Annotated in this window: 21 protein-coding genes; 8 read left to right on the top strand and 13 right to left on the bottom strand. The window is 68.8% G+C overall.

The features are described 5' to 3' along the window. Position 1: 1 nt before the first annotated feature. The gene (locus tag AC1RAA_RS10085; RefSeq protein WP_492729701.1) at positions 2–985 is read right to left on the bottom strand and encodes a Bug family tripartite tricarboxylate transporter substrate binding protein; all 984 of its coding nucleotides are present in this window, start codon (positions 983–985) and stop codon (positions 2–4) included. Between the two features lie 8 nt (positions 986–993). Next, positions 994–2,106, bottom strand: coding sequence for an adenosine deaminase family protein (locus AC1RAA_RS10080; protein ID WP_492729703.1), 1,113 nt, complete (start codon positions 2,104–2,106; stop codon positions 994–996). A gap of 85 nt (positions 2,107–2,191) precedes the next feature. Between AC1RAA_RS10080 and AC1RAA_RS10075 the strand changes: the two genes are divergently transcribed. Then, on the top strand, positions 2,192–3,094 hold the full coding sequence (locus AC1RAA_RS10075; protein WP_492729705.1) for a LysR family transcriptional regulator: 903 nt from the start codon (positions 2,192–2,194) through the stop codon (positions 3,092–3,094). Here AC1RAA_RS10075 and AC1RAA_RS10070 read toward each other — a convergent pair. Further along, positions 3,091–3,789 (bottom strand): N-acetyltransferase, encoded by a 699-nt coding sequence (locus AC1RAA_RS10070; protein WP_492729707.1) that lies wholly within the window; start codon positions 3,787–3,789, stop codon positions 3,091–3,093. The genes AC1RAA_RS10075 and AC1RAA_RS10070 overlap by 4 nt on opposite strands. 406 nt (positions 3,790–4,195) lie before the next feature. After that, positions 4,196–5,416, bottom strand: a complete 1,221-nt coding sequence (locus tag AC1RAA_RS10065; RefSeq protein ID WP_492729709.1) for a polyhydroxyalkanoate depolymerase — start codon at positions 5,414–5,416, stop codon at positions 4,196–4,198. A gap of 91 nt (positions 5,417–5,507) precedes the next feature. Here AC1RAA_RS10065 and AC1RAA_RS10060 point away from each other — a divergent pair, with 91 nt between their 5' ends. Continuing rightward, positions 5,508–6,164 (top strand): glutathione S-transferase, encoded by a 657-nt coding sequence (locus AC1RAA_RS10060; protein WP_492729711.1) that lies wholly within the window; start codon positions 5,508–5,510, stop codon positions 6,162–6,164. Between the two features lie 10 nt (positions 6,165–6,174). On the opposite strand, the gene AC1RAA_RS10055 is transcribed toward AC1RAA_RS10060, so the two are convergent. Continuing rightward, a complete protein-coding gene (locus AC1RAA_RS10055) occupies positions 6,175–7,002 on the bottom strand; it encodes a helix-turn-helix domain-containing protein (RefSeq protein WP_492729713.1) in 828 nt (275 codons plus the stop codon). Between the two features lie 115 nt (positions 7,003–7,117). Here AC1RAA_RS10055 and AC1RAA_RS10050 point away from each other — a divergent pair, with 115 nt between their 5' ends. From AC1RAA_RS10050 to AC1RAA_RS10040, 3 genes are all read left to right on the top strand, one after another. Then, the gene (locus tag AC1RAA_RS10050) at positions 7,118–8,101 is read left to right on the top strand and encodes a tripartite tricarboxylate transporter substrate binding protein (protein ID WP_492729715.1); all 984 of its coding nucleotides are present in this window, start codon (positions 7,118–7,120) and stop codon (positions 8,099–8,101) included. A gap of 31 nt (positions 8,102–8,132) precedes the next feature. Next, a complete protein-coding gene (locus AC1RAA_RS10045; RefSeq protein WP_492729717.1) occupies positions 8,133–9,467 on the top strand; it encodes a Rieske 2Fe-2S domain-containing protein in 1,335 nt (444 codons plus the stop codon). An 83-nt stretch (positions 9,468–9,550) separates the two neighbouring features. Next, the gene (locus AC1RAA_RS10040; protein ID WP_492729719.1) at positions 9,551–10,183 is read left to right on the top strand and encodes a phosphoribosyltransferase; all 633 of its coding nucleotides are present in this window, start codon (positions 9,551–9,553) and stop codon (positions 10,181–10,183) included. On the opposite strand, the gene AC1RAA_RS10035 is transcribed toward AC1RAA_RS10040, so the two are convergent. The 6 genes from AC1RAA_RS10035 to AC1RAA_RS10010 all read right to left on the bottom strand — a co-directional run bounded on the left by AC1RAA_RS10035 (position 10,180) and on the right by AC1RAA_RS10010 (position 14,316). Further along, positions 10,180–10,527 (bottom strand): DOPA 4,5-dioxygenase family protein, encoded by a 348-nt coding sequence (locus AC1RAA_RS10035; protein WP_070059711.1) that lies wholly within the window; start codon positions 10,525–10,527, stop codon positions 10,180–10,182. The genes AC1RAA_RS10040 and AC1RAA_RS10035 overlap by 4 nt on opposite strands. A gap of 7 nt (positions 10,528–10,534) precedes the next feature. Next, positions 10,535–11,152, bottom strand: coding sequence for a DUF4166 domain-containing protein (locus tag AC1RAA_RS10030; RefSeq protein ID WP_492729721.1), 618 nt, complete (start codon positions 11,150–11,152; stop codon positions 10,535–10,537). Beyond that, a complete protein-coding gene (locus AC1RAA_RS10025) occupies positions 11,149–12,189 on the bottom strand; it encodes an SRPBCC family protein (RefSeq protein ID WP_492729723.1) in 1,041 nt (346 codons plus the stop codon). The genes AC1RAA_RS10030 and AC1RAA_RS10025 overlap by 4 nt, the downstream gene beginning before the upstream one ends. 30 nt (positions 12,190–12,219) lie before the next feature. Then, entirely contained in the window at positions 12,220–13,161 is a 942-nt protein-coding gene (locus AC1RAA_RS10020) for an SAM-dependent methyltransferase (protein ID WP_492729725.1), read from the bottom strand. A 52-nt stretch (positions 13,162–13,213) separates the two neighbouring features. Next, positions 13,214–13,645, bottom strand: a complete 432-nt coding sequence (locus tag AC1RAA_RS10015) for a thiol-disulfide oxidoreductase DCC family protein (protein WP_492729729.1) — start codon at positions 13,643–13,645, stop codon at positions 13,214–13,216. A gap of 68 nt (positions 13,646–13,713) precedes the next feature. Continuing rightward, positions 13,714–14,316 carry a GbsR/MarR family transcriptional regulator gene (locus AC1RAA_RS10010; protein WP_354347325.1) on the bottom strand — a complete coding sequence of 201 codons (603 nt, stop codon included), beginning with the start codon at positions 14,314–14,316 and terminating at the stop codon, positions 13,714–13,716. A gap of 135 nt (positions 14,317–14,451) precedes the next feature. On the opposite strand from AC1RAA_RS10010, the gene AC1RAA_RS10005 reads away from it, so the two are divergent. Next, a complete protein-coding gene (locus AC1RAA_RS10005) occupies positions 14,452–15,546 on the top strand; it encodes a PA0069 family radical SAM protein (protein WP_492729733.1) in 1,095 nt (364 codons plus the stop codon). A 92-nt stretch (positions 15,547–15,638) separates the two neighbouring features. On the opposite strand, the gene AC1RAA_RS10000 is transcribed toward AC1RAA_RS10005, so the two are convergent. Beyond that, a complete protein-coding gene (locus AC1RAA_RS10000) occupies positions 15,639–20,744 on the bottom strand; it encodes a DUF5801 repeats-in-toxin domain-containing protein (protein ID WP_492729735.1) in 5,106 nt (1,701 codons plus the stop codon). Between the two features lie 469 nt (positions 20,745–21,213). Between AC1RAA_RS10000 and AC1RAA_RS09995 the strand changes: the two genes are divergently transcribed. Together AC1RAA_RS09995 and AC1RAA_RS09990 are read left to right on the top strand one after the other, a co-directional pair. Beyond that, positions 21,214–21,861: a helix-turn-helix transcriptional regulator gene (locus AC1RAA_RS09995; protein ID WP_492729737.1), complete on the top strand. Its 648-nt coding sequence runs from the start codon at positions 21,214–21,216 to the stop codon at positions 21,859–21,861. Between the two features lie 113 nt (positions 21,862–21,974). Next, on the top strand, positions 21,975–22,484 hold the full coding sequence (locus tag AC1RAA_RS09990) for a gluconokinase (RefSeq protein WP_492729739.1): 510 nt from the start codon (positions 21,975–21,977) through the stop codon (positions 22,482–22,484). 143 nt (positions 22,485–22,627) lie between these two features. Here AC1RAA_RS09990 and gnd read toward each other — a convergent pair whose 3' ends face one another. Further along, on the bottom strand, positions 22,628–24,049 hold the full coding sequence (gnd, locus tag AC1RAA_RS09985; protein ID WP_492729741.1) for a decarboxylating NADP(+)-dependent phosphogluconate dehydrogenase: 1,422 nt from the start codon (positions 24,047–24,049) through the stop codon (positions 22,628–22,630). Positions 24,050–24,138 lie beyond the last annotated feature (89 nt).

The raw sequence follows: 24,138 nt of genomic DNA, 5'->3' as shown, positions 1-24,138 counted from the left end.
CCTACTCTTTGATGTTGGCGGTTTCGACGATCTTCTTGTTGCGTGCGTACTCGGCCTGCACGAATTTCCCGAACGCCTCCGGCGTTCCGCTGCCCGGCAATGCGCCTTGCTCCGCCAGCTTGGCGCGCACGCCTTCCTCCTGCAGCACCGCATTCAGTTCCTGGTTGAGCCGCGCCACCACGGCCGGCGGCGTCTTCGCGGGCGCGAAGATGCCGGTCCAGCTCACCATGTCGTAGCCCTTGAGGCCGGGCATCTCGTTGAAGGTGGGCACCTGCGCGAGCGCCGGCAGGCGCTGGCTGCCGGTGATGCCCAGGGCCTTCAGGCGCTTGCCGTTCACGTGCGGGATGGCGCTGGTGCTCACCAGCATCGCGAGGTCGACCTGGTCGCCGATCACGTCGGTGGCGATCTGCGCACCGCCGCGGTAGGGCACGTGGGTCACGAAGATGCCGCTGCGTTCCTTGAGCAGTTCCATCGCCAGCTGCAGCACGGTGCCCACGCCCGAGGTGGCGTAGTTGTAGTGGCCCGGCTTGGCCTTGGCGAGCTTCACGAAGTCGGCGTAGCTGTGCACGTCCAGGCCGGGGCGCGCCACCAGCACCATCGGCGCGGTGTTGAGCAGGCCGACGGGCGCAAGGTCCTTGAGCGGATCGAAGCGGAAGGCCGAGGGGTTGACCAGCCGGCCGATGGCGATGGCGCTGTCGGGGCCGACCACCAGCGTGTAGCCGTCGGGTGCGGCGCTCACGGCCTTGGCCACGCCGATGGCGCCGCCCGCGCCGCTCACGTTCTCGATCACGACCGACTGCTTGAGCCGCTCGCCCAGGCGCTGCGCCACGAGGCGGGCGTTGACGTCCACGCTGCCGCCGGCCGTGAAGGGCACGATCAGCGTGAGGGGCTTGGCGGCGGGCCAGGCGGGCTGGGCGAGGGCGCCCGTGGGCAGGGCGGCACAGAGGGCGGCGGCAGCGAGGATCAGGCGGCGGTTCGTGGTCATGGCGGGGTTCATCCGGGGAAGGGTGTGGCGGAAGGCGTGGGTTCAGAGGCGAGGCGGGCGCGCAGCGCGTCGAAGGCGGCGCTCCATTCGGCGCGCCACTGGCGGCGCTGCGTGTCGTCGATCCAGGCGCCGTCCAGGCCGTTGTGCATGAAGCCGCGCAGGTCGTCCAGGCCGAAGCCGAAGTCGCGCACCATCATCAGCCAGGCGCCCGTGGGCGTGACCTGGTGCAGCGTCGGATCGTCGGTGTTCGGGTGGATGCGCAGGCCCAGGCCGGGCATGCGGCGGATCGGGTGGTCCAGCGCCCAGCGCTCGGGCGGCAGCGTGCGCAGGTAGTAGGAGTTGGTCGGCACCACGGTGAAGATCACGCCGCGCTCGGCGCACTGGCGCGCGAAGTCGGGCTGGTCGACCACCGTGTAGCCGTGGTCGATGCGGTCGACCTGCAGCAACTCGACCGCAGTGCGCACGTTGGTCCAGGGCATGCCGAACTCGCCGGCGTGCGCGGTGGTCTTCAGGCCGGCCTTCTTCGCATCGGCGTACGCGCGGGCGAAGAGCTCGGGCGGGCGGTCGTTCTCGCGGTAGTCGATGCCGATGCCGATCACCTCGTCGCAGCGGTGGGCCTGGACCCACTCGACCATCTCCACCGCAGCCTCGGCGCTGGCCTCGCGGTCGATGGCGGCAATGAGCCGGCCGGTGATGCCGAACGCCTGCTGCGCATCGTGGATCGCGCGGACGATGGCGCCCTGCGCCAGCGGGTAGGCAATGCCCGAGCCGTGCACCGTGCCGGTCGGGTTCCAGAAGAACTCGGCGTAGCGCACCTGGTGCGAGGCCGCGTCCTGCAGGTATTCGAGGGTGAGCTGGTACAGGTCGTCGGCGCTGCGCACCAGCTGGGCGTCGAGCGCGCGCAGCACACGCAGCACGCCCACGGGCTTTTCGCCGCGCGTGTAGAAGCCGTCGATTTCCGCCTCGGCCAGCGGCGCGCCGGCGCGCTGGTTGAGCTGGCGGAAGGTGTCGTGGCGCACGGTGCCGAAGAGGTGGCAGTGCAGTTCCACCTTGGGAATGGCGCGCAGCATCGCTTCGAGCGTGAAAGGAGCGGCGGCGGGCGCAGGCGCGGCAAGGGTCATGCGGCGCAGTCTAGGCAGTGCGTGCTCATAAGGAAAATTTCGAATTTCTATAATTTGATTCATTGAATCGATAACCAGGACGCCCATGGCCGCTTTGCCCCTGCGTGCGCTCACGCTGCGCCAGCTGCAGTGTTTCTCGGTGCTGGTCGAGGAAGGGCACTTCGGCCGCGCGGCGCGACGTCTCGCCATCACGCAGCCCGCGCTGAGCAACGCGATCAAGCAGATGGAAAAGCTGCTCGGCGCCGAGCTGCTGACCCGCTCCACCCACCGGCTCGAACTCACGCCCGTCGGCGCCGAGGTGCTGGCGCGCACCGATTTCCTGGTCCACACCTTCGAGGTGGCGCTGCGCGACATCGAGAGCACGGTGCAGCGCGGCCGGGCCTACGTGCGCGTGGGCGTGATCCCCTCGGCCAGCGCGCGCGTCGCGGCGGCGGCGGCCGGCTTCCTGCAGCAGCGCGGCGAGGTGGAACTGGCCTGGCGCGATGCACCCTCCACGGTGCTGCTGGCCGAGCTGCGCAGCGGCCAGCTCGACATGGCCGTGGCCGCGATCACCGAGCCGCCGGGTGGCCTGGAATGCATCGACCTGTTCCGCGACCCGCTGGTGCTCGTGGTGCGCAGCGACCATGCGCTGGCGGCGGCCGGCGAGGCGCGCTGGGAGGCCATTGGCAGCGAGCGCCTCGTGCTGTTCGAAAGCGGCAGCATGCCGGCGCTGGGCGATCCGGCGCGCGCGCAGTTCGCGCAGGGCGCGCAGCCGTACCGCGTGAGCTATTCCGAAACGCTCTACGCGCTGGTGCGCAGCGGGCAGGCGCTGGGGCTGATGCCGCGGCTGTACACCTCGTCGCTGCGCGACCCCGAGCTGGCCGTGGTGCCGCTGTCGGCGCCGCGCATCGAGCGGCGCGTGGTGCTGGCCTACCTGCCGGGGCCGATGCGCAACGTGGCGGCGCAGGAGCTCATCGGGTTCCTGCGCGAGCGGTTGCCGCAGGCCTAGGCAGTCTCCAGCATCGCCATGCGCGTTTCGCTGCTGAAACGCTCCAGCGTCCAGCCTTCGCCGAGCATGAACATGCGCGTGTGCAGCTGCGACAGCGTGTCGCCGTCCACTTCGTCGCCGAGATAACTCAAGCGCTTCTCGCGCAGGTCGACGAAGCCCGTCGTGTAGTCGCGCCCCAGGCGCAGCCACAGCGCATGCGCGCCCGGCGACTGGCGCGCGCCGCTCATCAGGCACATGCCGCTGCCCAGTGCCCAGCGGTACACGGCCGTGGCCAGCCCGCGCCGCTGGTAGGCGGGGTCGTACTGCGAATGCGGCGCGCGGATGTGGCGGTCGGCGCGGCGGTCGAGTTCGATCAGGCGGTTGAACACCGTGTAGCCGACCAGCCGTTGGTGGCGCACGTCCTCGATGTACACGTAGATCTCGCCGTCGGCCTCGCGAAAGCGCGCGCGCAGGTCGGGGTCGTCCAGGCGCAGCGCGGGCAGGTCCTGCACGCGCTCGCCCATGGCGCGCATGCGCTCGTACACCGGCGTCAGCGGCTCGCTCGGGCGGCCCTTCTTCGGATCGACGTCGATGCGCAGCTCGGCCGGCCGCAGCCAGCGGCGGCGCAGCGCGTCGAACGACAGCCAGGCGGGCCAGGGCGGCAGGGCAGGCGAAGGCGAAAAAGAGACGGAAGGGGAGCAGGCAAGAGCCACCACGGGGAAATCCTCACGACGAAACACGACGGCGAAGCGGGCGAGGTTCTTCCGCGCGGCACGGGGCCGGAGGCGGGAAGAAGGTCGGACGCTGGGGGAAGTGGTGCGTCGCCCGGGCGGATCAAAGCCAGGACGCGCGACCGCGCGGGGCGGGTGCCCGACGGTCGATGTGCGCTGAAGAAAAAAGGAGGCTGACCGCCGGGCTCAGGGATGTGCGAGGGTCTGCTGCGACCTCGCCGTCATCGCCGCGGGTGCGCGCACGCGCGCGTCGCCCGGGGCCGCAGAGGCCGCCGCGCGATCGAAACCGGGGATGAAAACCATGACGTTCATAGGGTCGATTGTAGGAAGCCGGGGGTGTTCGGGCAACCAAAGCCCCCGCGGTCTCTGCCAGATTGAACGCGGGTTGCGCTCAGTGCAGTTCGTCGGCCGCGTGGATCGTCTCGCGCACGCGCGGGTAGATCTGCGTGTTCCATTTGCTGCCGCTGAACACGCCGTAGTGCCCCACGCCGGCCTGCAGGTGGTGCGTCTTGAGGTAAGGGCGGATGCTGCTGCACAGGTCTTGCGCGGCCACGGTCTGGCCGACCGCGCAGATGTCGTCGCGCTCGCCTTCCACCGTGAGCAACGCAGTGCGCCGGATCGCCGCGGGGTTCACCGTGCGCCCGGCCACGGTGAGTACGCCGCGCGGCAGGTCGTAGGTCTGGAACACGCGCTCGACGGTCTCCAGGTAGAACTCGGCCGGCAGGTCGTTCACCGCCAGGTACTCGTCGTAGAACTCGGCGATGGTGCGGGCCTTGTCGAGCTCGCCTTCGACCAGCAGGCGCTCCATGTCCTCGAACTGCTTCTTGTGGCGCTCGGGGTTCATGCTCATGAAGGCAGTGAGCTGCAGGAAGCCGGGGTACACGCGCCGCATCGCGCCCGCATGCGGCCACGGCACATGGCTGATGAGGTTGCGGCGGAACCAGTCGATGGGCCGGTCGGTCGCGAGCTTGTTCACCGCGGTCGGGTTGATGCGGCAATCGACCGGCCCCGCCATCAGCGTGAGGCTGCGCGGCGTGGCCGGGTGGTCGTCTTCCGCCATGAGCGCGGTCGCGGCCAGCGCGGCCACGCAGGGCTGGCACACGGCGACCATGTGCGTGCCCGGGCCCACGGCCTCGACGAAGCGCATCAGCTGCAGCGTGTAGTCGTCCAGCCCGAAGCGGCCCTGCCACAGCGGCACGTCGCGCGCGTTGTGCCAGTCGGTCAGGTACACGTCGTGGTCGCGCAGCAGGGTGCGCACGGTTTCGCGCAGCAGCGTGGCGAAATGGCCCGACAGTGGTGCGACCAACAGCACGCGCGGGTGCACCGCTTCGGTGTGTGCCTTGCGAAAGTGCAACAGCGTCCCGAAAGGCGAGACCAGCGCGACCTCTTCGTGCACGGGCACGTCGGTGCCGTCCACCACCACGCTGTCGATGCCGTAGGCCGGCCGCGTGTGGGTGAGCCGCATGCGCGAGAAGACCTCGCAGCGTGCGGCCATGCGCCGCAGCGCGGTGCGCTCGGTGCCGTCCTGCCAGAGGGCGCGGCCCAGGTACTGCGCGGTGAGCCGCCATGGCGAGAGCAGGTCGGCCTGGTTCTGGTAAGCGCGGTACAGCATGCAGGGGCTGCAGGCAAGTTGCGGGCCAGCAAGCACGGTAGCTCGTGGCACGGCGCTTGCACACAGCACGCATCGTCCAAGGAGTGTCGCGATGGCCAAACCCGTTCTCACGATCAGCAGCAAGAACTACGGCGCCTGGGCGCTGCGCGGCTGGCTGATGTGCAGGCTCGCGGGGCTGGACTTCAGCGAGAAGGTCATTCCGCCCGACGACCCGGCCATGAAGGCCGAGATGCTGCTGCTGTCGTCGTCGATGCTGGTGCCTTCGCTGCAGCATGGCGGCATCAAGGTGTGGGACACGCTGGCCATCGGCGAGTACCTGAACGAGATCAAGCCCAAGGCCGGCCTGCTGCCCGCCGACGCCGCGGCGCGTGCGCACTGCCGCGCCATCTGCGGCGAGATGCACTCGGGCTTTGCCTCGATGCGCGGCGCGCTGCCGATGAACATCAAGGCCCGCTTCAAGAACTTCAAGGTGTGGTCGCGCGCGCAGGGCGACATCGACCGCATCGTCACCATCTGGCGCGAGTGCCTCAAGGCCTACGGCGGGCCGTTCCTCTTCGGCAAGCAGCCCGGCATGGCCGACGCGATGTATGCGCCCGTGGTCACGCGCTTCCTGAGCTACGACGTGGCGCTCGACAGCGTGTGCGCCGCGTACTGCAAGCGCGTGATGGAGCTGCCCGCCATGAAGGAATGGGTGGCGGCCGCGCTACAGGAGCCCGACGAGATCGACGAGCTCGACGCGGAGTTCTGACGCTGCTGCTTCACGCGCTCGCGGGCGGCAGGCCGAGGCCGTCCTGCCGCAGCCGGCGCTCGATGCTCTGCGCGGCCTGCTGCAGGTCGCCCAGGTGCGCCGACACGATCTCGCGCTCGCTCTTCACCGCCGGCAGCCACGCGCAGCTGAGGCAACCCACCACCTGCTCGCCCAGCCGCACCGGCACCGACACCGCGCCGAAGCGGTCGGGAGAGTCGAGGCTGGTGGATGTGGGGTCGCGCGCCGCGTAGCCCTGGTCGCGTGCGTGCGCCACCATGCGGCGGATGCTGTCGGGGCGCCGCGCGCCGCGGTCGAAGTCGTTGGGTGAACGCGCCAGTGCGGCAACGATTTCTCGCCGCTCACCCTCGGGGCAGAACGCGAGGTAGCAACGCCCGAGCGACGACAGCAGCATCGGCGGACGAAAGCCCAGCGCGCGGTAGTTCACCGCGAGGCCGTTGCGCGGCCGGTCGGTGTCGAGGATCAGCATCGCCGTGCCGTCGCGCACGCCCAGGTCGATCGGCCACGGCACCAACCGCTGCAGCGTGGCGCGCGGCGATGCGGCCAGCGCCGTGAGCCGCGTGCGCCACGCGGCCGCAGCGCCCGATTGGCCAGTGGCCGAGGTGGGCACGTAGCGCTTCTCCAGCTCGTTGCGCTCCACCCATCCGGCCTGCTGCAGCGTCTTCAGGATGCGCAGCAGCGTGGCCTTCGACAGGCCGGTCTGCCGGTGCAGCTCCTGCAGCGTGACGGCCGACGAGCGCTGGATGGCCAGCATCACGTCGAGCCCACGGCGCAGGGCGTCGATCGACTTCACGCTGTGCGCGCCGCGGGTGTCCGACATGTCGCCTCCGAAGAAAAAAGGTTCACTCAGTGAAACTATATCTTCTGGCCGCGCGGCGCCATTCCTACAGTTCGACGACACCCCCACGTCGTCCCACCGAGAAGGAAAACGCAAGATGTTCCACCAACGAAACATGGTCCGTGCCGCTGCAGGAGCCATTCTTTTGCTGTGCGCCGCGACAGCGGCGCTGGCGCAATCGTGGCCCGCGAAGCCGATCACCCTCGTCGTCGCCTACCCGGCCGGCGGCGACACCGACGCCATCGCGCGCACCTACGCCGAGAAGCTCGCGCAGCGCCTGGGCCAGCCGGTGCTGGTCGACAACCGCCCCGGCGCGAGCGGCATGATCGGCAACGCCTGGGTCGCGAAGGCGCCGGCCGACGGCTACACGCTGCTCTTCACGCCCAGCACCTTCCCCATCGCGCAGCACGTGCTCAAGGCCGGCCCCGGCGTGGCGCACGATGTGGTGAAAGACTTCACCCCCATCGTCAAGACCGGCAACATCCCGGTGCTGATGGTCACCGCGCCCACGAGCGGCATCAAGACCGTGGCGCAGCTGGTGGCCGGCGCCAAGGCCGGCAAGGCCTTCACCTACGGCACGCCGGGCGCGGGCTCGCCGATGCACATCGCGGGCGAGCTCTTCAACAAGGACGCCGGCGTGGCCATTGCACACGCGCCGTACCGCGGCGTGGCACCGGTGGTCAACGACACGCTGGGCGGCCACGTGAGCGTGGGCTGGATCACGCCCGGCGCGGTGGCGGCCCACATCGCCGCCGGCAAGCTGGTGCCGCTGGCCGTGGCCGAGCGCCAGCGCACGAAGCTCATGCCCAGCGTGCCCACCTTCCTGGAACTGGGCTACCGCGACATGGACGTGAGCGCCTGGATGGGCCTGCTCGGCCCGAAGGCTCTGCCGGCCGAGGTCGTGCAGACGCTCAACCGCCACGTCAACGAAATTTTGAAGATGCCCGACGTGCAGGCCCGCATGGCCGCGCTCGGCATCGAGCCCGTGGGCGGCGAGCCGGCCGTGCTGGCCCGCCAGATCGCCGACGACGACCAGCGCTTCGGCAAGCTGGTGCGCGAGTTCGGCATCCGCGCTGACTGACGACACACACCTGCAGACAAGGAGACGATGCATGTTGAGCGAAGAAAAGAACCGCCTGCTGACCGAAGTCGGTCCGGGCAAGCCCATGGGCGATTACCTGCGCCGCTACTGGCACCCGATCGCCGGTGCCAGCGAGTTCGACGACAAGGCCGTGAAGCCGCTGCGCATCCTCGGTGAAGACTTGGTGCTCTACAAGGACCTGAGCGGCAACTACGGCCTCGTCGACCGCCGCTGCCCGCACCGCAATGCCGACATGTCGTACGGCTACGTCGAGAAGTGCGGCCTGCGCTGCAGCTACCACGGCTGGCAGTACGACACCAGCGGCCAGTGCATCCACCAGCCTTTTGAAGAAACGCTGGACCCCGACGCGCGCATGCGCAGGAACACGAAGATCAAGGCCTACCCCGTGCAGGAAAAGGCCGGCCTGCTGTGGGCCTACATGGGCCCGCAGCCCGCGCCGCTGCTGCCCGACTGGGAACTCTTCAACTGCAGGAACGGTTTCGCGCAGGCCGTGTTCGCCGAGATTCCCTGCAACTGGTTCCAGTGCCAGGAGAACTCCATCGACCCCGTGCATTTCGAGTGGACGCACAACAACTGGACCACGCGCCTGCAGGGCGACGAAGGCCCCTACGTGCCCACGCACCTCAAGCTCGCCTTCGAGGAGTTCGAGCACGGCTTCGTCTACAAGCGCCTGCGCGGCGGCGAGCGCGAAGACAACGTCATGTGGACCACCGGCCGCGTCACGCTGTGGCCCAACGGCTTCTTCCTGGGCCACCACTTCGAATGGCGCGTGCCCATCGACGACCACCACACGCTGAGCGTGCTGTGGGTGCTCAGCCGCGTGCCGACCGAGCAGGAGCCCTATGTGCAGGAACGCATTCCCTCGTGGTACGGCCCCATCAAGGACCCGGCCACGGGCCGCTGGATCACCAGCCACGTCGCCAACCAGGACTTCGTGGTCTGGGTCGGGCAGGGCACCGTCACCGACCGCACGCGCGAGAAGCTGGGCCAGAGTGACAAGGGCATCGTGATGATGCGCCGGCGCTTTTTCGAAGAACTCGAGTCGATGCAGTCCGACCCGTCGCACGAGCCCAAGGGCCTGATCCGCGACCCCGAAAGGAACCGCGACGTGTACCTGCCCTCGGCCTGCCGCGACGAGATGCTGCACGGCCTGCCGCGCGAGGAGCTGGCGGCGCATCCGCTGCTGGGGCCGTACCTGAAGGACTTCTTCGGGCAGGCCGGGCAGCCCGACGACGTGCGCGCGGCGTATGAGCAGGCCATCGGGCAGAAGGTCGAAGGGGCGCAGTTCTTCAAGGTCCACGGCGGCACATCGGACGCCGAGGTGGAAACGCAAGAGGCTGCATAACGCACGCCGCGATCCGGGTCTTTGCGCCGGGGCTCGCCTCGACGCGAACGGCGTGTGAACATCCCAGGTCGGGAGCACACGCCGTGAAGTTTCGTGATCGCACACACGCCGGCCGCCAACTCGCTGCCTTGCTGCAGCGGCGCGGCGGTTTTCCGGATGCCGTGGTGCTGGCGCTGCCGCGCGGCGGCGTGCCGGTGGCCTTCGAGGTGGCCCGCGCGCTGCGCTTGCCGCTCGACGTGCTGGTGGTACGCAAGCTGGGCCTGCCCGAACAACCCGAGTACGCCTTCGGCGCGCTCGCGGGCGATGGCGTGCCCGAGATCGACGAACACCTGGTGCGCACGCTGGACCTGCGGCCTTCGGAGATCGATGCGGTGGTCCGTGCTGAACTCGCCGAGTTGGCGCGCCGCACGCAGGTCTATCGCGGCGATCGCCCAGAGTGCGACGTGCAAGGCCGCACGGTGCTCGTGATCGACGACGGGCTTGCCACTGGCGCCACCATGCGCGCCGCGGTGCGCGGGCTGCGGCGGCAGAACGCCGGCAGCGTGATCGCCGCCGTGCCCGTGGCGTCGCCCGAGGCCTGCGAGGCCTTGCAGCGCGAGGCCGACGACGTGCTGTGCGTGCGCTGCCCCACGGTGTTTCGCGCGGTCGGCGCCTGGTATGAAGACTTCTCGCAGACGACGGATGAGGAGGTCTGCGCGCTGCTGGCGAAGGCCTAGCGCCTGAACATCCGCAGATCGAGCGCGCTCTCTTCGCCCAGCCACATCGCATGGGCTGTGTGGTCCGCGAAGTCGTCGCCGGTCACGCCGTGCACGAAGATGTCCAGGCCGTTGCGGTTGGCGTCGAGCCAGCCGATGACTTCGTCGAACTCGGCGGCGTCGAAGGCCAGCTGGCAGCTCCAGTGCGGGTGCGGGCCGACCAGGCGTTCGTGCACCCGGCCCACCACCACCATCAGCTCGCGGCCGGCGCGCTCGCTGAGTTCGCGCGCCTGCGCCAGCGTGGCGGGGGCGAAGTAGATGTGGGCGTGGTACTGGGCGTAGAGGTTTTCGGGGCGGCGCGGCATGGTGGGCTCATTGTGAACCGAGGCGGAAGCGTCCGCTGTAGCGAAACACATCGCCGAACCAGCGGTGGCGCAGCCGCATCTTCATCGTGAAGTGGTCGGGGGCGGACGGATCGGGCCGCTCCTCGACGTAGGCAGTGCCGAGAAAGAGGCCCAGCGGCAGCGGAATGCGCAGCCCCGCGAGGCGCCAGATGTAGCCCCGGTCGCGGAACACGAGCGCGCCGTCTTCCGCGCTCACCGCCAGGCGCATGCCGATGCCGAAGCGCACGTATTCGATCACCTCGCTGCCTTGCGCCGCGTCGTGTTCCATGTGCGAGCGGAAATGAAAAGGTGGCCTGTTCGGAAAGTGGAAGACGCGGTCCCAGTAGAGGTGGGCGTTGTCGGGGTGGCAGCGGTAGTGCACCTCGATCGGCACCTGGGTACCCTGGTGCGGAACCAGCGCGCCGAACAGCCGGCCGAAGGGCATCAGCAGCGCGGCCCACGGGGCGTGCCAGACCTCGCGCATCGTGCCGCGCACGCAGACGTAGTCGTCGGAGAACGGCGCCATCGTGTAGTGGCGGCGGATCACGTCGCCGAGCCGGTCCCACGCAGGGCCGAGCGCCTGCTGGAAGACGGGTGGCGCGCTCATCCCGCCACCGCCTGGGTGGCTTCGCTGCGCGCCTTGTAGAAGCGCAGGATGTTCTCCGAGGCGTCGCCAAGCAGGAACTGCATGACCGGGTCCGCATACCAGTTGAAGCGCGTGCTCAGCCGCCACGACACCGCGACGCGCAGCTCGGTGCCACCGTCGCGCGGGGTCAGGGTGTAGGTGGCGTCGCGCAGGTCGAAGTACTGGCCGCCGATCATCACATGGTCGTCGAGCGCGCCGGCGGGGAAGGAGTCGGGCGTGAAACGGAAACGCCACTTCAGCAGGCGATCGGGCTGCCACTCGGTGACGACCTCTTCGAAGTGCACGTTCTTCTGCCACTGCACCTGGCGCACGCGGCCCTCGGGCGTGTCGACGGTCACGCCCGACACCGGCATCGGCACGCCGACGCGGTAGGCCCACGCGTCGCCGACTTCGCTGGGGCGGATGTCGCGCGCGGCGTTGAGCTCGTGCCACACGCGCCCGGCCGGCGCTGCAATGAAGAGCGTGCGCGAGGTGTTCGAGAACTGGTCGGGGTTGGGCCATTGCGGCTCGATGCCGCCGAGCAACAGCGGCACCAGGGCGACGCTGTACAGCGCGGGCTTCGGCCAGTTGGTGATGCGGCACACGATGCCCATGGCCAGCCCGCCGACGCTGCCCATCACCGCGAACAGCGGCACGATGAAGGCGGCGCAGATGATGCCCTCGATGAACACCATCAGCGTGCCGCCGACGAACAGCGCGGTGGCCACCCACGGCGCCCAGAGGTAGTAGCCCCAGCTGCGCCGTTCGATGCGCTCGGCCATATACACCGTGACCGCGCCGCACGCCGCGGGCGCGAAGTAGACGAAGGAGCCCAGCATGGCCGAGAAGGGCTCGCCAGGGCCGCCGCTGAAAACGAGGCGCAGCACGAGCGCCAGCGCCGCGCCGGCGAACATGGGCCAGAACCAGCCGAAGGGCATGCCGCGCACGGGCTTTGGGGGCGGCAATTCGGCGTTTGGGGGCAGGTCTGCAAGCCTGCTCTCTTCGGGATCTGTGTGCATGAAAACCTCTTCTCCTCTTCTTGTGTGGGCTCAGCTGGCGCTGCGCCGGGCCGTCACCATGGCGTAGTCGAAGTCGCGCCAGAACATGCCCAGTGCGAGTGCGCAGTAGCTGGCCACGATGTGCTTGCGGCGCCAGGGGCTGAGCCTGCCGCGGGCCTTCCACAGTTCGGCCAGCGTGAAGCGGGTGGCCAGCACGGGGATGTGCAAGGCGCTCGGTGCCACGCGCCAGCGCAGCGAGGTGAACTCGATGTCCTCGAAGCCGTGCGCGCGAAGCGCGGCCGTGAAGTCGTCGCGCTGGGCCAGCGTGGGCACGGCCCAGCTGTCGGCCCACAGGCGGTGCAGCCAGCCCGCGAGGCGGCCCGACCGGCGGCGCAGCAGGAAGCCGTCGACCACCACCAGCCGCGCACCGGGCTTGAGCAGCCGCGCGGCCTCGCGCACGAAGTCGGCCTTGGCGGTGCCCTCGGCATAACAGGCGCTTTCGAGCGCCCAGGCACCGTCGGCCTGGGCGGCAGGCAGGCCGGTGCGGGTGTAGTCGGCCTCGACGTGCGCGACGCGGTCGGCCACGCCGGCGCGGGCATCGAGCCGCGCGGCGATGCCGTTCTGCACCGGCACGTTGGTCACCGTGACCGCGTGCAGCGCCGGGTCGTCGCCGACCAGCGTGCGCGAGGTGGCGCCGGCGCCGCAGCCCAGGTCGAGCACGCAGCGCGGGCCGGGGGTGGCCGTGTCGAGCCGCAGTGCGCGGCCGACGGTGCGGTTCATCTCGATCAGCATGCCCTCGCGCCGCAGCGGGTTCAGGCCCAGGCGCCAGAAGCCGAAGTGCATGTTGTAGCTCGGGCTCCAGGCGCGGTAGTCGTCGGCGACCTCGGTGAAATAGTCCTGCGTGTCCTCGCGGCTCACGTGGCCTTCGACGGCAGGCGGCGCAGGCCGCGCGGTGCCGGGCAGGCGGAAGTCGGGCTGGAAGACGTCGGGCATCGAAAACTCCTTCGGACGTGGGCGGGTGGGGTGTGACAGCGTGGGTTTTTTTCTAGAGCTTGCAGTGGTCGTCGGCGCATGTCGCTGGCGCGATCGCACCGTGCCCCGCGAGCCGCAGGACCAGCCAGCGCGGCAGCCGGTAGCGGTTGCGCGCCAGCACCGCGTAGGCGCGATCGGCCAGCCGGCCGACCACCGGCAGGTCGAGCACGGCGCCGCCGGCCGGCAGGCCCACCGCCGCGCGGCAGGCGCGGATCGCATCCACGCCCACGCGCAGCCGGCCTGCGGCATCGACCGCGTGCAGCGAGCGCATCAGCGCCTCGCGCGGCGCCGGGCCGTCCGCGAAACCGATGGGCGAGCAGTCGACCAGGCGCAGCCGCTTCGCGCTGTCGCGCGCCTGCATGGCGCCCATCTCGGCCGTGCACAGTGGGCAGGTGGCGTCGAAGTAGACGGTGAGCGGGTAGGTGGCGGGGGCGAAGCGGGTCATGGTGCTTTTGGTTCTCGATATTTCAGTCAAAACAGAAATAAGAAGGCAAAAAAAGGACGCGGCCTTTCTCAGATCATGGGCAGGCTGGCGTGGTGCGCGTCGGGGTCGTCGCCCTTGCCGGCGCCAGGAGGGGCGGGGGGCGGTGGGCTGTCGCCGCGCACGAACTTCTGCACGCTGGCGCCGAGCGTGAGCACCTTGTCGAGCGTGCCGGGCGACAGCCGCAGCATCTCGTCGGCCCAGGTGGCGAGCTTGGTCATGAGGTCCATGGTGGAGCGGATGCGGTCCTGCGCATCGGGCGGCTCCTTCTGGAAATCGGGGCTGGCGACGATCTCGCGCAGCACGCGGATGGTGGGGTCGAACTCGCGCTCCTTGCGCTCGCGCACCACGGTGCGGAACAGCTCCCACACGTCGACGCTGGTCTCGAAGTAGTCGCGCCGGTCGCCCAGCGTGTGGGTGACGCGCACGAGGTTCCAGGCCTGCAGTTCCTTCAGGCTGTTGCTGACGTTGGAGCGGGCCACGCCCAGCGTTTCCGACAGCTCTTCGGCGTGCATCGGCTTGCCGTGCGCGAAGAGCAGGGCGTGGATCTGCGAGACCGTGCGGTTCACGCCCCACATGGAGCCCATCTCGCCCCAGTGCAGGACGAACTTGCGTTGAATGTCGGTGAGTTCCATGGCGCCGAGTTTAGGAATTCCTGAATTTCTGTCAAGACAGAAACAAAAAACCGCTGCATGGTGGCCGCAAAAGTGAAATACTGTATGAATAAACAGTTATTCGACTTGTTTCCTGTTTCCTTCCAAGGACTCGCCATGCCCGCCGCCCAGGTTCCCATCCACATCATCAAGGGCCGAGGCGCGGCCACGCGGCTCGCGCACCGGTTCTCCAAAGACGAACGCGACGCCTTCGATGACGGCTGGGGCACGCTGGAAGACGGCGAAGCCGAAGCCGCCGGGCTGCTGCCGCTGGCCACCGAGGTGCGCTTCGAGGACGTGAAGTCGGTGCTCAGCAGCAACGAGTCGCCCGACATCCCCTTCGACCGCTCGCTCAACCCGTACCGCGGCTGCGAGCACGGCTGCATCTACTGCTTTGCGCGGCCCACGCACAGCTACCTCAACCTCTCGCCCGGCCTCGACTTCGAGACCAAGCTCATCGCCAAGCGCAACCTCGTCGAGGTGCTGCGCGCCGAACTTGGGCGCAAGGGCTACCGCCCCAGCAACCTTGCCATCGGCACCGCCACCGACTGCTACCAGCCCATCGAGCGCGAGCTGCGGCTCACGCGCGGCGTGATCGAGCTGCTGAGCGAGGTGCGGCATCCGTTCGCGCTGGTCACCAAGTCGAGCGCGGTCGAGCGCGACCTCGACCTGATCGCACCCATGGCCGCCGACCGGCTCGCGGCCGTGTACGTCACGATCACCACGCTCGACGGAGAGCTGGCGCGCAAGCTCGAGCCGCGCGCCGCCGCGCCGCACCGGCGGCTGCGCACCATCCGCACCCTGGCCGAGGCCGGCGTGCCGGTGGGCGTGAGCGTGGCGCCGCAGATTCCGTTCATCACCGAAGACATGGAGCAGGTGCTCGAAGCCGCCTGGGAGGCCGGCGCGCGCAGCGCCTTCTACACCGTGGTGCGCCTGCCGTGGGAGGTGGCGCCGCTCTTCAAGGAATGGCTCGAGTTGCACTACCCGCAGCGCGCCGAGCGCGTCATGGCGCGCATCCACGAGATGCGCGGCGGCAAGGACTACGACGCCGACTTCGCCACGCGCATGAAGGGCAGCGGCCTGTGGGCCGACCTGATCCACCAGCGCTTCCAGAAGGCGACGCACCGGCTGGGCTTCAACCGCGAGCGGATCGCGCTGGACACCGGCGCGTTCCGCCCGCCCGGCGCGCAAGGGCAGGGCAGCCTGTTCTGAGTGCGAGCAACGCTGACGCGCCCCGGCCCGGACCGCTGCGGCTGACGAGGGCGGTCGGTAGGGCCACCCTCGCTTCCACGCAATGCCCGGGCCTACATGAAGAAGTCGTCCAGCGGTGGCGGCGCCACGACACCCACCAGTTGCACTTCGAAGTCGGCGGTGCCGTTGCCGTCGATATCGGCCTGCAGCGTCTGGGTGGCGACGTCGAACCTCAGCTGTCCGGCTATGTTGGTGAACGCCGCATCGCCGAGGTAGCTGAAGGCGTCGTCCGCGTTCGCGTTGCCCGAAATGGCGTCGATGCCCGACAGGTCGAGCGTGTCCGCACCGCTCATGAATCCGGTGACCACGTCCCTGTTCGCACCGGCCGCACTCTCGGCCACGGCATTGAAGTCGTAGATATCGTTGCCATCGCCCCCGATGAGCGTGTCCTTGCCCAGTCCGCCGGTCAGCGTGTCGTTGCCGCCGCCGCCGTTGAGCGTGTCGTTGCCCGCGCTGCCCTGGATCGCTTCGTTGTCCGCGCCACCGGTGAAGGCGGTGCCGCCGACGATGCCGACGTCCAGCACCTGCGTCGCGGTGGCGTCGCCGTCGGCGTCCTTGACCGCCAGCGAGAACTGCAGGTTGGCGTCGAGCTGGCCGCTGTTGAGGGTGACGAACCCGATGTCCGAGATCTTGATGACGTCGTTGTCGGACGTGGCCGCTTCGGGGTTGGCCGTGCCAGGTGTTCCCGAGAATTCCTGCAGCGTGGTGCTGTTGCCGCCGGCCCCGGTCAGCGCATTGAGGTTGATGGCCGTGCCCGTCACGCCTTCGGTCGATACCAGCAGCTGCGCGCCTTCGATGACGTAGTTCTCGGTGCCGGTGTTGAAGTCGTTCGACTCGATGATGACCGCGCCGTCGTTGTTGTCCAGCGAGATGCTGTACGGGGCCGGGATGGTGCCACCGGATTTGATGATGTCGGCGTTGTCGATGATGATGGCCTTCGTCGTGCGGCTGCCGTCGTCCGGGTCCACCAGCTTGAGCACGAGCACCAGGTCCTCGCTGCCGATGCCGTCGAACTTGAGGAACATGCCGGCGGCCTGCGTGGTCGGCGTCGCGGTCGTGAAGCCGAACGGGTTCGCGGCGAAGAAGTCGAGGTCCAGCACCTCGCCCTGCTGGATGGTGTCGCCCGCCACGCCGTTGGCCAGGTTGGACACGCTCACCCACGTCCCGGCCTGCTTGAACAGCTCGCCGTTCGCGAAGGCGGTTCCATTGGCCGTGCCCAACGGGGCTGCCGGAGCGATTGCTTGGATGTTGTTGGCACCGGTGCCGCCGCCCGGCTCGCTGTAGCCGGTGAACTGCACGAAGAAGTTGCTGCTCAGCTGGGCCACCGACACATCGGGCTGCGTCTGGTCGACCGTCGATGTGCCCACCGTGTAGCCGGTGAAGCCCAGCGCCTGGCCGGTCGAGACGGTGTTGAAGCCCGCGATGGGCGCATTCAGCGCGAGCGAGTAGGTGCCGTTCACCTTGTCGAAGCTCAGCGTGCCGGTCGCGTTGGTGGTGGTGGCCGAGCCCGGGTCCGGCTTGTAGCTGAAACTCACGGCGAAGGAGGCGCTCGTCGCCGTCTCGGAGGTCCAGGTCACCGTCGGGCTGGTGATCGCCGCATTGCCCACCGTGCCGGTCAGCGTGATCGCTGAAAAGTCGGAGTTGGAGACGCTGTAGCTCGACCGCGCGTCGGCACCGATCTCGTAGTCGAAGGTGCCGGTGCCGCCGGGCGACGGGTTGCTGGTGTTCGCGTAGATGAGGTCGGTGCGGGCCACGATGGTCGGGCCGTCGTCCTCGAAGTTCAGGGCCTGGCCGATGTTCAGGAAATCCGAGCCCGTGTTCTGGTCGCCGTCCTTGTCGGTGATGGTGTCGGTGCGGGTCAGCACGACCAGGTCGGCCGCGGCGAGCGTCTTCGAGTCGTCCGGATTGGTGGCATCCGGGTGCACGACCGCGCGCTGCTGGTCGAGCGTGACGAGGCCCGCGGCGTTCACGCTGACGGTGAAGACCACCAATCCGCTACCGGCCGTGCGCCCTTCGACCACGCCGCCGGCGGTGAGGGTCAACACCACGCTCTGGTTGCTGAGCGTGTCGACCAGGCCCGAGGCAACGCCCGCGCTCTTGACGCTGAGCGCGTAGGCGCTGGTGACCGTGCCGGCACCGTCCGCGCCGTAGGTCGGCGTGCTGGTGAAGTTGTCGGCGAAGCTGGCCGACGCGTTGGTGGCCAGGATGGTCTCGTCCACCGTCAGTGGATCGGCGGCCGCCGTGTCGGCCACCGTGATGCTCGGCCCGTCATCCTCGAAGTTCAAGGCCTGGCCGATGTTCAGGAAGTCCGAGCCCGTGTTCTGGTCGCCGTCCTTGTCGGTGACGGTGTCGGTGCGGGTCAGCACGATCAGGTCGGCTGCGGCGAGCGTCTTCGAGTCGTCCGGGTTGGTGGCGTCCGGATGCACGACGGCGCGCTGCTGGTCGAGCGTGACGAGGCCCGCAGCGTCCACGCTGACGGTGAAGACCAGCGCACCGCTGATGGCGGTACGCCCCTCGACCACGCCGGCATTGACGGTCAGCACCACGCTCTGGTTCGTCAGGGTGTCGACCAGGCCCGAGGCGATCCCTGCGCTCTTGACGCTCAGCGCATAAGCGCTGGTGACCGTGCCCGCACCGTCCGCGCCGTAGGTCGGCGTGCTGGAGAAGTTGTCGGCGAAGCTGGCCGATGCGTTGGTGGCCAGGGCGCTCTCGTCCACCGTCAACGTGTCGGGCGGCGCTGTGTCGGTGACCACGATGCTCGGGCCGTCGTCCTCGAAATTCAGGGCCTGGCCGATGTTCAGGAAGTCCGAGCCGGTGTTCTGGTCGCCATCCTTGTCGGTGATGGTGTCGGTGCGGGTCAGCACGACCAGGTCGGCCGCGGCCAGCGTCTTCGAGTCGTCCGGGTTGGTGGCGTCCGGGTGAACGATGGCGCGCTGCTGGTCGAGCGTGACGAGGCCCACGGCGTTCACGCTGACGGTGAAGACCAGTGCACCGCTGATGGCGGTGCGCCCCTCGACCACGCCGGCGTTGACGGTCAGCACCACGCTCTGGTTCGTCAGGGTGTCGACCAGGCCCGAGGCGATGCCCGCGCTCTTGACGCTGAGCGCGTAGGCGCTGCTGGTCGTGCCTGCGCCGTCCGCGCCATAGGTCGGCGTGCTGGAGAAGTTGTCGGCAAAGCTGGCCGACGCGTTGGTGGCCAGGGCGGTTTCGTCCACCGTCAATGCGTCGGGCGGCGCAGTGTCGGCGACCGCGATGCTCGGGCCGTCGTCCTTGAAGTTCAGGGCCTGGCCGATGTTGAGGAAGTCCGAGCCGGTGTTCGGGTCGCCATCCCTGTCGGTGATGGTGTCGGTGCGGGTCAGCACGATCAGGTCGGCTGCGGCGAGCGTCTTCGAATCGTCCGGGTTGGCGGTGTTCGGATGCACGATCGCACGCACCTGGTCGAGCGTGACCGTGCCGGCGGCGTTGACGCTCACCGTGAAGACGATGTCGCCCGTGGCGGCCGCCGCGGCGTCCGTGCCCTGGCGTCCCTCGACGACGCCCGAGGCATTGAGGAACAGGAACACGCTGTTGCCGGTGGCCACGTCGTCCAGCCCGGAGTCCGCGCCGCTGGTCTTCAGGCTCAGCGCGTAGGTGCTGCTGACCGTGCCTGCGCCGTCCGCGCCGTAGCTCGGCGTGCTGGTGAAGTTGTCGGCGAAGCTCGCCGACGCGTTGGTGGCCAGGGCGCTCTCGTCCACCGTCAATGCGTCAGGGGGCGCCGTGTCGGCCACCGCGATGCTCGGCCCGTCGTCCTCGAAGATCATCTGCGAGCCGATCTGCGCCGTGGCGGTGGACGACCTCAGCAGCCGGAAGCCCCCGATGTCGAAGTCCGCGTGCGTGTTGCCCGAGGCATTGAGGGCCGCCCCGTTCTCGATGAGCACGCGGTTGTGGTCCGCCGACGTCGTGTATTCGATCGATTGGCCGGCCACCACGCCGGTGATGGTCGCGACGCCGCCGGTGATGCTGATGGCGAGGCTCGAACTCAGTCCGCCTTCGGCACCGGCCGAGAAGGTTTCGAGCACGGCCCCGGTGACGGAATTGAGCACGCGCACGCTCGTGATCGCCACCGTCGCGTCGCCCGCATAGCCGTCGATGAAGCTGTTGCCGGACTCCGCCGCCGTGCTGAAGGCCGAGATCTTGACCTGGGCACTCTTGCCGCTTTGCAGCTGCACCACGTCGAAGTCGGCGGTCCTCGCGCCGAACATGCCGGTGAAGTCGATGTTCGACTCCAGGTCGGCCTCGTTCTGGTCCAGGTTCGGAATGGTGACGTCCGCCCGGGCACCCGTCACGAACGTGAAGCGGATGCCTTCCTGCTCGGTGATCATCTGGCTGTTGGTGCCGAACGTGGTCGGTCCGCCCGCCTTGCTGGTGTTGATCGTGTCGCCGGTCGAGATGTTGATGTCGTCGGCGGTGCTGTTGGGGTTGGCGCCGGACTGGTTGGCCGGGTCCTTGCCCGTCGCGATGATCGACACGTTGGAGATGCGGCCATCGACGATGGTCGGACTGCCGGTCGTGAACATCAGGAACAGGTTCTGGCCGGAGGGCGCGTCCGCGAGGTTGAACTCCGTGTCCTGGCTGACGCTGACGAAGACCTTGTCCGTCAGGTCGATCGGATCGTCGGCGTTGGCCGCGTCGGGGTTCGACATCGCTTCGTACTGGACGGTCCAGATCTTGGCGCCGTTCACCGGGCTGCCCGTCTCTTCCAGGTAGGCGGCGAACACGACGGCATTGAGGGCGGTCTTTCCGTAGACGACGTTGTTGTTGGTCGTGTCGGTGTACAGGAAGATGTCTTCGCCGTCGGCCGTATTGAGGCCGCTGTCCAGGCCATTGAGCGGCGCGCCGTTCGCGTCCGTGAAGGACATGTCGGTGACCGTGCCCGTCACGCTGAACGTGAAGGCGTTGGTGCCGGTGTTGGTCCCGTTGTAGCCACTCAACGCGGCGTTGATGGCGGTGCCGACGCCTTGGGCCGCCAGGCGGGTGCTGAAGGCGGTGGGCAGCGAACTTGCGGAGATGTCATTGTCGTTACTGTCGCCGGCGGCAGCGGGAGTAGCGGCAAGGTTCTGCAAATTGGCGGATTCATCCAGGGTGACGGTCGAGCCGGCCGTCAGGTTGAGCGCAGCCATGGGAACTCCTTGGTTGAAAAGATGCGCCGACTGGAATCAGTGCTCCCGATTGACCTGCATGCACTGGCGATCAACCACGTTCACATATCAGCAGAAAGGGATGCTGAACCGCCGGGCTGCGCCCTGTCCATAGGATAAAAGTTGTCACCCACTGGGTGATGCGCCGCGCCGATCGCGCGCCCTTACCCTTTGATACCTTGCGAGGTCGGCAGACCTGTCTGCAGGAATTTGTGGTCTTTATCATTAAGCTCCGGCTGCCTCCCAATAGGCACCTCGGAGGGAAACCATGGAACAAGTCCCACTGCCGTCTGCTGGGCTGGAACCTGCGTGGAACGCAGACCCGCTGCCGTTCATGCAGGGCTTGCGTCCCCTGTCGCCGTTCGCGCCCTCCGTGCCACCCGCGCTGTTGGCATCGGACTGTTTTCAACCGGCGTTCCCCGACCTCCCTTGCCCTGCGGCCGACCTCCGCGTGCCGGTGCTTGTCGCCACCGGCACCGGCCGCGCGTCACTGCGGTTCGGGCAGGGCCTGCTGGCCTCGCGGCAGCGGGCAGGGCGCATGTACGAGGTCGCGTGCGTGCAGGTGAACAGCCTCTTCGAGCTGGAAGCCCACTGCCGGCCGCAGGCGCCGCGCCTGCTGCTGGTGGACATCGCGCTGATGGCGCCGGAGAGCGTCGCCAGCCTGGACGGTCTGCGCCGCCGCTTTCCCGCCACCGACTGGCTCCTCGGCTGGGAGGCGCCGTCCCCGCAGGGCCTGGATGCCGCGATCCGCAGCCAGGCGCGCGGCAGCGTCGAGTGGGCCGCGAGCGCCGAGCAGTTCGCCCAATCGCTGGACGCCGTGCTGGCGGGTACCCTGGGCTTTCCGGGGCCGGTGGTGCAGGCGCTGTACCTGTGCGTGCTGCGCGCGAAGGCCAGCGGCGGGCGGCCGGCGTCCGGCGGTGCCACGCCGGCCCTCCGGCTGACCGCACGGGAAGACGAGGTGCTGTCGCTCATGCACCGGGACATGACCAACAAGCAGATCGCCGAGCGGCTCGGCATCAGTGTCAACACCGTCAAGAAGCACCTCGCGCACGTGTTCGCGAAGCAGGGGCCGCACAGCCGGCGCTGGCATCTGGCCTGACACGTGGCCGGCACCGGCTTTGCGCCCGCGCGGCCGCCGACGCGGTAGATTCGTGATCGCGCGTGCCGGCTCCGGCACGCGCCTGTCAGCTTCAACAAAGGTCAAGGGTGCGCATGAACAGGGTCTGGCTCGTGGTGATGGGGGTTTCGGGCTGCGGCAAGTCCAGCATGGGCGCGGCGCTGGCCACCGCGCTCGGGCTGCCGCTGATCGAGGGCGACGACCACCACCCGCCCGCCAACGTCGACAAGATGAGCCGCGGCGTCGCGCTCACCGATGCCGACCGCGCCGGCTGGCTGGCCACGCTGGGCCGCGCCCTGGCCGATGCGCCGCAGGGCGCTGTCATGACCTGCTCCGCGCTCAAGCGCAGCTACCGCGACCAGTTGCGCGCCGCCGCGCCGGGCCTGCGTTTCGTGTTCATGCAGATCGACCGCGCCGAGGCCGAGCGCCGCGTGGCCGCGCGCGCGGGCGCTGGCTTGCACATGTTCCCGGCCAGCCTCGTGGCCAACCAGTTCGCCACGCTCGAATCGCCGGTGGGCGAAGCCGGCGTGCTGGCGGTGGATGCGACGGCGCCGCTGGCGCAGTCGGTCGGCGTGGTGCGCGACTGGCTGGCCGACGCCGGCTGAGTCGCATCACCTGAAGAGGCGGCGAGCGGGCATTCACCAGAAACACCGCGGAACCGGCTTTGCCGGGCCGCTGGTGTTGCCCCCGGTAGGGGGTTGGCGAAGCGACACGAAGTGCGCGAAGCCTGGGGGCGAGCCCAATTTATTTATTCGATGACTTCCGGCCAGTCGGTGTGGAAGAACTGGCCCTCCGGCTTGTCGACACGCTCGTACGTGTGCGCCCCGAAGAAGTCGCGCTGCGCTTGCAGCAGGTTCGCGCTCAGGCGTGCCGTGCGGTAGCTGTCGTAGTAGGCCAGCGAGGCGCTGAAGGCCGGCACCGGGATGCCGTTGCTCACCGCCAGCGCCACCACCTCGCGCCAGTTCTGCTGCGTGCGGTTCAGCAGGTCTTGAAAGAATGGGTCGAGCATCAGGTTGCCCAGCGCCGGGTCGCGGCGGAAGGCGTCGGTGATGCGGTTCAAAAAGCGCGCGCGGATGATGCAGCCGCCGCGCCAGATCGAGGCGATGCCGCCCAGGTCGAGCTGCCAGCCTTTCTTCTCGCCCATGGTCTGGATCAGGTCGAAGCCCTGCGTGTAGCTGATGACCTTCGAGGCGTAGAGCGCGTCGTGCACCTTGGCCACCAGCGCCTTTTTCTCCAGCGACAGTGCGATCTTCGGCCCCTGCAGCAACCGGCTGGCCGCCACGCGCTGCTTCTTCTGCGACGACAGCACGCGCGCCTCGACGGCGGCGTTGATGGTGCTGATGACCACCGCGTTCTCGGCCGCGTTCAGCAGCGTCCACTGGCCCGTGCCTTTCTGGCCGGCCTTGTCCAGGATGAGGTCGACCACCGGCTGGCCGGTTTCCGGGTCTTTCTGCTCGAGCGCCTTGGCGGTGATCTGGATCAGGTAGCTCTGCAGCTCGCCCTCGTTCCATTCGTTGAAGATCGCGGCCATCTCGTCGGTCGTGAAGCCGGCGGCCTTGAACAGGCTGTAGGCCTCGCAGATCAGCTGCATGTCGCCGTACTCGATGCCGTTGTGCACCATCTTCACGTAGTGCCCCGCGCCGCCCGGGCCGATGTGAACGACGCAGGGCTCGCCGTCCACCTTGGCCGCGATGCTCTCGAAGATCGGCTTCATCACCTCCCAGGTCGAGAGCGGTCCGCCCGGCATGATCGACGGCCCCTTGCGCGCACCTTCCTCGCCGCCCGACACGCCCGCGCCGATGAAGCGAAGGCCCTTGCTCGCCAGGTAGGCGTCGCGGCGTTCGGTGTCGGTGTAGAGGCTGTTGCCGCCGTCGATGACGATGTCGTCCTTGTCGAGCAGCGGAATGAGCTGTTCGATCACCTGGTCGACCGGTGCGCCGGCCTTCACCATGATCTGGATCTTGCGGGGCTTGGCCAGGCTCTGGACGAACTCCTCGAGCGTCTTTGCGCCCACCAGCTGCTTGCCGGGGTGGGCGGCAATGAAGGCCTCGGTGGTGGCCTCGGTGCGGTTGTAGACGCTGACCTGGAAGCCGCGGCTTTCCACGTTCAGCACCAGGTTCTGTCCCATCACGGCCAGGCCGATCAATCCGAAATCGCTTTGCTTGCTCATGTGTGCCGGGCCCTTCGTGCGTGTGCGGTGGATGAAGCGGGCCATTGTGCCGGGCACCCGCGCGCCGCGGCGTCGGAGGGCGTCTATAC

The organism is Variovorax sp. GW823-FHT04F07 (genome assembly GCF_058795995.1).
Note: the sequence above shows the minus strand (reverse complement) of the source record. Positions and strands in the feature narration are given on the sequence as shown.

Coding starts and splice junctions, on each gene's coding strand:
- AC1RAA_RS10085 (WP_492729701.1), bottom strand. CDS start 985: ATGACCACGAACCGCCGCCTGATCCTCGCTGCCGCCGCCCTCTGTGCC.
- AC1RAA_RS10080 (WP_492729703.1), bottom strand. CDS start 2,106: ATGACCCTTGCCGCGCCTGCGCCCGCCGCCGCTCCTTTCACGCTCGAA.
- AC1RAA_RS10075 (WP_492729705.1), top strand. CDS start 2,192: ATGGCCGCTTTGCCCCTGCGTGCGCTCACGCTGCGCCAGCTGCAGTGT.
- AC1RAA_RS10065 (WP_492729709.1), bottom strand. CDS start 5,416: ATGCTGTACCGCGCTTACCAGAACCAGGCCGACCTGCTCTCGCCATGG.
- AC1RAA_RS10060 (WP_492729711.1), top strand. CDS start 5,508: ATGGCCAAACCCGTTCTCACGATCAGCAGCAAGAACTACGGCGCCTGG.
- AC1RAA_RS10055 (WP_492729713.1), bottom strand. CDS start 7,002: ATGTCGGACACCCGCGGCGCGCACAGCGTGAAGTCGATCGACGCCCTG.
- AC1RAA_RS10050 (WP_492729715.1), top strand. CDS start 7,118: ATGTTCCACCAACGAAACATGGTCCGTGCCGCTGCAGGAGCCATTCTT.
- AC1RAA_RS10045 (WP_492729717.1), top strand. CDS start 8,133: ATGTTGAGCGAAGAAAAGAACCGCCTGCTGACCGAAGTCGGTCCGGGC.
- AC1RAA_RS10035 (WP_070059711.1), bottom strand. CDS start 10,527: ATGCCGCGCCGCCCCGAAAACCTCTACGCCCAGTACCACGCCCACATC.
- AC1RAA_RS10030 (WP_492729721.1), bottom strand. CDS start 11,152: ATGAGCGCGCCACCCGTCTTCCAGCAGGCGCTCGGCCCTGCGTGGGAC.
- AC1RAA_RS10025 (WP_492729723.1), bottom strand. CDS start 12,189: ATGCACACAGATCCCGAAGAGAGCAGGCTTGCAGACCTGCCCCCAAAC.
- AC1RAA_RS10020 (WP_492729725.1), bottom strand. CDS start 13,161: ATGCCCGACGTCTTCCAGCCCGACTTCCGCCTGCCCGGCACCGCGCGG.
- AC1RAA_RS10015 (WP_492729729.1), bottom strand. CDS start 13,645: ATGACCCGCTTCGCCCCCGCCACCTACCCGCTCACCGTCTACTTCGAC.
- AC1RAA_RS10010 (WP_354347325.1), bottom strand. CDS start 14,316: ATGGAACTCACCGACATTCAACGCAAGTTCGTCCTGCACTGGGGCGAG.
- AC1RAA_RS10005 (WP_492729733.1), top strand. CDS start 14,452: ATGCCCGCCGCCCAGGTTCCCATCCACATCATCAAGGGCCGAGGCGCG.
- AC1RAA_RS10000 (WP_492729735.1), bottom strand. CDS start 20,744: ATGGCTGCGCTCAACCTGACGGCCGGCTCGACCGTCACCCTGGATGAA.
- AC1RAA_RS09990 (WP_492729739.1), top strand. CDS start 21,975: ATGAACAGGGTCTGGCTCGTGGTGATGGGGGTTTCGGGCTGCGGCAAG.
- gnd (WP_492729741.1), bottom strand. CDS start 24,049: ATGAGCAAGCAAAGCGATTTCGGATTGATCGGCCTGGCCGTGATGGGA.